The sequence below is a fragment of the Deltaproteobacteria bacterium genome, assembly GCA_019308995.1.
In the GTDB taxonomy this organism is placed as follows: domain Bacteria; phylum Desulfobacterota; class Desulfarculia; order Adiutricales; family JAFDHD01; genus JAFDHD01.
Map to the genome: position 1 here is coordinate 1 of JAFDHD010000167.1, position 5,129 is coordinate 5,129.

The following is a 5,129-nucleotide window of genomic DNA, read 5'->3' on the forward strand; positions in this document are numbered from 1 at the left end:
GGGGTCAATTTCTACTAAACAACCTTAAATCCCTTAAAAATACCCTCTCTGTATGAATATTTGGGGTAAAATTAATTTTACCACTCCTCGATGACTCCCAATTTCAACCGGTTACATACAACGCAATTGGCTCAAGGCTTAACTGATGGTGCGCCAGGCCGCTCAATACATGCGCCCTGTTCCCCTCGAATGGGATGATTCGCGTCTCAATATCCCGGCCGGCGCCGTCGTTTTTTTGCCAGCGCTCCTTACTAAGAAATTACCCCGGTATCAAAAAGTGAGACGCTTTTGTAAATCCCTCCTTATTAGTAAAGGGGGGAGCAAAGGAAAAGATATTTCCAGCCGGAGACCACGCCCCAGGCATTAAGAAAACTCCCCCTTTTTAAAAGGGGGATTGAGGGGGATTTTTTCTTCTGCCTCATATATCAGCCTGAACGCTCCTTATTAGCGATTGGTAAAAGAGCTTTTGGAGAAATTAAATGAGAGAGTACTCTACCGCGGCCTCCAAATAGCTGAGCCTTATTTGACGGCAATATCCGGGCCTAGTCTGGAGACGCCTTAAGCAGTGGTTCAAGATTATACAGCGACCCTGCCTTGCGAGGGGCCGCGGCTCTAACGATATGGTCGAGCCAGGAGAAGAGCGCCGCACGATTGAGGAAGCGGGCCAATGATGATCCTGCTGCGGCTCATGAGCCAGCAGCAGGGTCATCATAAAACCTTGCCATCAAGGCATAGTTTTAGAGAAGCATTTTAGGATCAGGCGCAGTCATGCTTGTCCCAGGGCTCCCTGTCCTGACGGGCAAGGGCCGTCTCCATCCTGGCCAGGCCGTCCTTGAGCTTATTGATCTCCTTGAGTTTGAAGTTCGCATCCTTGAAAGCTTGGTAGAGCACAGCTCCTTCAGTCTGTTCGGGCAAAGGCCAGTCCATGAGATAACAGATGGTGGGGACGATGTCAGGGAGCCAGCAGGTTCGCTTCAGGCGAAATCCCTTTTTAACGCCCGGCCCGGTCATGCTAAACAGGGCCTTGAGGGACCCAACCCCATACTCGGCCGTGGGCAGGATAGAGCCGTGCTGGCTGCCAAACTCCGGCCGGATGGCATAGACCACGTCGCCGATGCCGTCACCATATAACCCCAGGATGCGGGCGTCCCGTTTTGGCAGGGCCAGCGCCACGGGCCGCTGACCGGTGCCCTGGTCCACAAAGGTCAGAAGAGCGTCAATGATCTCCTGCTGCACCTTTTCGTAATCCTCGGGGTCCACGATCCCCTCTGGATCACGGCCTTTGAGGTTGATATAGATATAGCAGGATCGCTGAGGCATGGCCTTTGTCCGGGCCAGGTCGGGCCGCAGGGCGGCCAGCTTGATGGCCTCTGAAAATTTCCCCTGGGCCAGTCCCATGTCGTCCTGAGCCTCCTGCAGAACACTCAGACCGGCCGGGACCAGGGCCTTGTAAGGATCGAAAAGAGGCCCGTCCGGCGTGGCGCCGTGATCCGAAACCAGGATCACCAGGGTGTTCTTGTCCATGGCATCGAGGATGCTCGCCAGCATCCGGTCCTGGGTCTCGTAAATCCCGAGGTGAATCTCCCACGCCTCCTTGCGTTTGGCTTCATCCGGGCATGTGGCCGGGTCCATGTAGGTCATGATGGCGTGATAAACCCAGTCCGTTGGGTGCGAATGCATAAAAAAAATGTCCCACTCGTGATTTTTCATGAGGCTGGTGGCGGCATCTGCAAGCCATCTGGAGTATTGCTCGTTGACCTCCACATAGGTCTGCTTATCAATCCAACCGGCAACGTAAGAACCCATTCCGCCGCCGCGGCCCAGAGTGCCTTCCTCTGAAACGATCTCCTTGGCGATATCCTCGGGCATGCTCCATCCTGACGTCACCCCGAGTCCTGTGATGTACAACCGAAAATCCTCTGCGTCGTCGGATAGCTCCACCAGCTTGCAGCGGAAGAAGACTTCACTCTCAGAGCCGTCCTCCATCTTGATGCGGGTGACAATCCTCGGACTCCATTCACCCACGCCCAGGGTGCAGAAGGCGTCGTTAAAGTCCTTTGTGGGCGAGAGCGTTACCTGGTCATAGCCGCTGCCGCCTGTATCCCGGGCCAGGACATACCATGTCGTCGGTGCGGGTTTGTCCTTTGCGGCCGGGAAGACCAGGCTAACCTCCAGTCCCAGGGGGTCATCGCCCATCTCGGGCGCGTTCGTCCAGCCTTCCGCCGCCTCCAAACTGCCTCGCATGGCTCCGGGATAGATTCCGGTGGTGATGAGCTGATCGCCGCACAGGGCGATCTTAGTGTTGAGGGCCAGCTCGCCGTCGTTGTAGTTTCCGACCGTCAGGCCGGATCCCCCGATCATGATTCCGTTCTCCATCTTTGACGGCCAGGACCCCGGGTAGTTCAGGACAATGCATTTTTTTCCGATCCTGTCCGCCACATCCCAGAGAAACTCGGCCTGACACCGTTCACTGCTGAAGGCCTCCTCAGTATTAAGATTGATCGGCGTCGTCCCTGGTTTGTGTACCCAGAAGTCGGTGATGCTGTGTGTGCCCGGCCAGGCCCCGGTGGCAATGGTGGCCCAGTTAGGCGGAGTGATGGTCGGAAAGGGAACCAGACAATTTTCAGCCACCACCCCCCCCTCGAACAGCTTCTTGAATGTAGGCAGGCGACCTTCGGCAATGTGCTTTTCGATGAGATGGGTTAGAGCACAGTCAAGTCCGATGACGGCTACCTTCTTTGGTGTCTTCGCCATGGATAATTCCTCCTTATGAATTAAATTGAATTTATTGCTTACCGGAAGGAATATATAAAAATAAGAATTACGTGTCAATCATGATTCCCGGCATGACCCTCTAGTTTAACTTTATTATTTAAAAAAAAGCAGAGGAGGCCTTAAAAGACCGGCTAGGCTGTTTTAATCGGCGCCAGAATCCTTATAAATAGCGTTACCTGTGTTTTAAATCTCCGCTTTGAACCTGGTGATTCGCCTTGACAGCCCTTCGGAATGATGTTATTTGCTGTTATAATATATAACGTGGTGAAATAATAATTCATAACCAAAATCCAACATGGAAAAATATCTAATTTATAAATCAAACGATCAGGCTTTCTTTTCTCGCTTAAAGCAATTGAAAAGCATATTGTAAATGGCCGCTTCCTTACTTCTAAACAATTAGCGATCTGTGAGCCAAACCAGGGTTTTATGTAATGCCATTGATTATGGGTGTGTTGTAGAGGAGACAATTTAAAACCATCATCAATAAAGGAGGTCATTATTATGAAGGAGAAAAAACAAGGCTTAACCAGAAGGGAATTTATTGAACTTGGCGCGGCTGGCGCGGCAACCGCAGCCTTGGGTGTACCGACCGCCTTTGCCCAAACCCCAAAACGGGGCGGGACCCTGACCTGCGGCATGGCCTGGATGATACAGACCCCTGATCCACATCGTTACACAGGCCCCTGGGCTCGTCAGGCCTCGGCTATTTGCTATGAAGGACTGACCACCCCGACCTCTACGGGTGAGCGGCTCAGGATCACCAAGGAGAAAGGGCCTGATGCTGTACCTGATGTTCTGCCCATGTTAGCTGAGAACTGGGAAATTGAAAAGGGAGGAAGTCGCTACATCTTCCATCTTAAAAAGGGTGTGAAGTTTCACCATGGTAAAGAATTAGACTCAGAGGACGTCAAATGGACCTGGGAGCGAATCAAGGACCCCGTGCATGTTTGCAGTAGTCGCAAAATGTTGACCGAATTTTTGAAATCTATTGAGATGCCCGACAGGTACACGGTCGTGGCCAATTTGGACAGGTCATACGGCGCTTTTCTCAAAGCCAGCGCCTGGTGCTTTTCTCCCATTCTACCCAAGGATTCCATCCCCCACGGGGTGACCTGGGGTCAAACCCCGACCTTCAAACCTCCGACCGCCGCTCCTCCGGGAACCGGGCCTTTTAAGCTTGTCAAGTTCCAGCAAAAATTGGAAGCTGTTTACGAAAGATTTGACGATTACTACGTTCCGGGTCTGCCTTACCTGGACAAGGTTATCTACAAAGTCATTCCCAAAACCACGCCTCGAACCCTGGCCCTGCGCGCCGGGAATGTGGATTACGCCTATGGCGTGGAATCCAATTGGCTGAACCAGATTTTAGAGGGCCGAAAAATCAACGAGTTGATCACTTTAGAAAAAGAAGGAATTCACCTCTTTCCGAGGATTAATAATGTTACGTTTTCTATTTTTTTAAATTCTCATGCAGAAGCGGACACGCCCTTTAAGGATGAACGGGTCCGTCAGGCCCTGGATTACTGCCTTGATAGAAAAAAGTTTGCCTTGGCCCTTTATGGCAATCTGGGTATTCCCATGTGTCAGGGCTTTCATCCGGATATTTCGTCCTGGGGCTTTCGCGACATTAAGCCAAGAGAAACGAACATCGAAAAAGCCAAACAGCTGCTTAAAGAAGCAGGCTATCCAAACGGTCTGGATGTGGAGTTAAAGATTTTCCCCGCCTGGGGCCGAAACCCGATAGCGGCTCAGATCATCCAGCAGATGGCCGGACGGGCAGGCTTCCGTTTTTCGATTAAATCCTATTCCGGCATTCAGTACTGGTCAGGAACCCGGGTATATAAGTATCATGCAAAGATTTACATCTTAGGCGGCGACGATCCCCAGCACTATTACTATGTTTTTTTACATACAGACCCGGCAAAACCATCTAGCGGCCACGCCCCGTCCACGGGGGTCAAGGACCCGATCATGGATAAGCTTCTTGAAGAACAGGCTGGTGAAACAGACATTATAAAAAGAAGAGCGGCATTTAAAAAAGTCGTTTTGAGATGCAATGAAAAAGCTTATCTCATTCCCTATGTGGCTGCCGTTGGCTCGGACGGCTGGAGTACGAAAATTAAGAATTTCAGGCCATGGGAATACTTTTACCCGCAGCAGGCCTTTCGAGAGGTTTGGCTTGAGAGCTAACTGAGCATGATGTGAAAGTTGAATCATTATAAACTCGCCCCGCAGCAAACAGCGGGGTGGCGTCGCGCCGCCCCGCTAATGATGCGGAAAAGCCTTGGAAACGGGCGGGGATAAACCCCGCCCCTACAATACCGATTTAGAGTTTTAGAGTAGGGGCGGGG

The 5,129-nt window shown here is 51.7% G+C and carries 2 protein-coding genes; one reads left to right on the forward strand and one right to left on the reverse strand.

All coding sequences use genetic code 11. The features are described 5' to 3' along the window. Positions 1-756: 756 nt before the first annotated feature. On the reverse strand, positions 757-2,754 hold the full coding sequence (locus tag JRI95_16215; GenBank protein MBW2063088.1) for an alkaline phosphatase family protein: 1,998 nt from the start codon (positions 2,752-2,754) through the stop codon (positions 757-759). 525 nt (positions 2,755-3,279) lie between these two features. Here JRI95_16215 and JRI95_16220 point away from each other — a divergent pair. Next, positions 3,280-4,968: an ABC transporter substrate-binding protein gene (locus tag JRI95_16220; protein ID MBW2063089.1), complete on the forward strand. Its 1,689-nt coding sequence runs from the start codon at positions 3,280-3,282 to the stop codon at positions 4,966-4,968. Positions 4,969-5,129: the final 161 nt, after the last annotated feature.

Coding starts and splice junctions, on each gene's coding strand:
- JRI95_16215 (MBW2063088.1), bottom strand. CDS start 2,754: ATGGCGAAGACACCAAAGAAGGTAGCCGTCATCGGACTTGACTGTGCT.
- JRI95_16220 (MBW2063089.1), top strand. CDS start 3,280: ATGAAGGAGAAAAAACAAGGCTTAACCAGAAGGGAATTTATTGAACTT.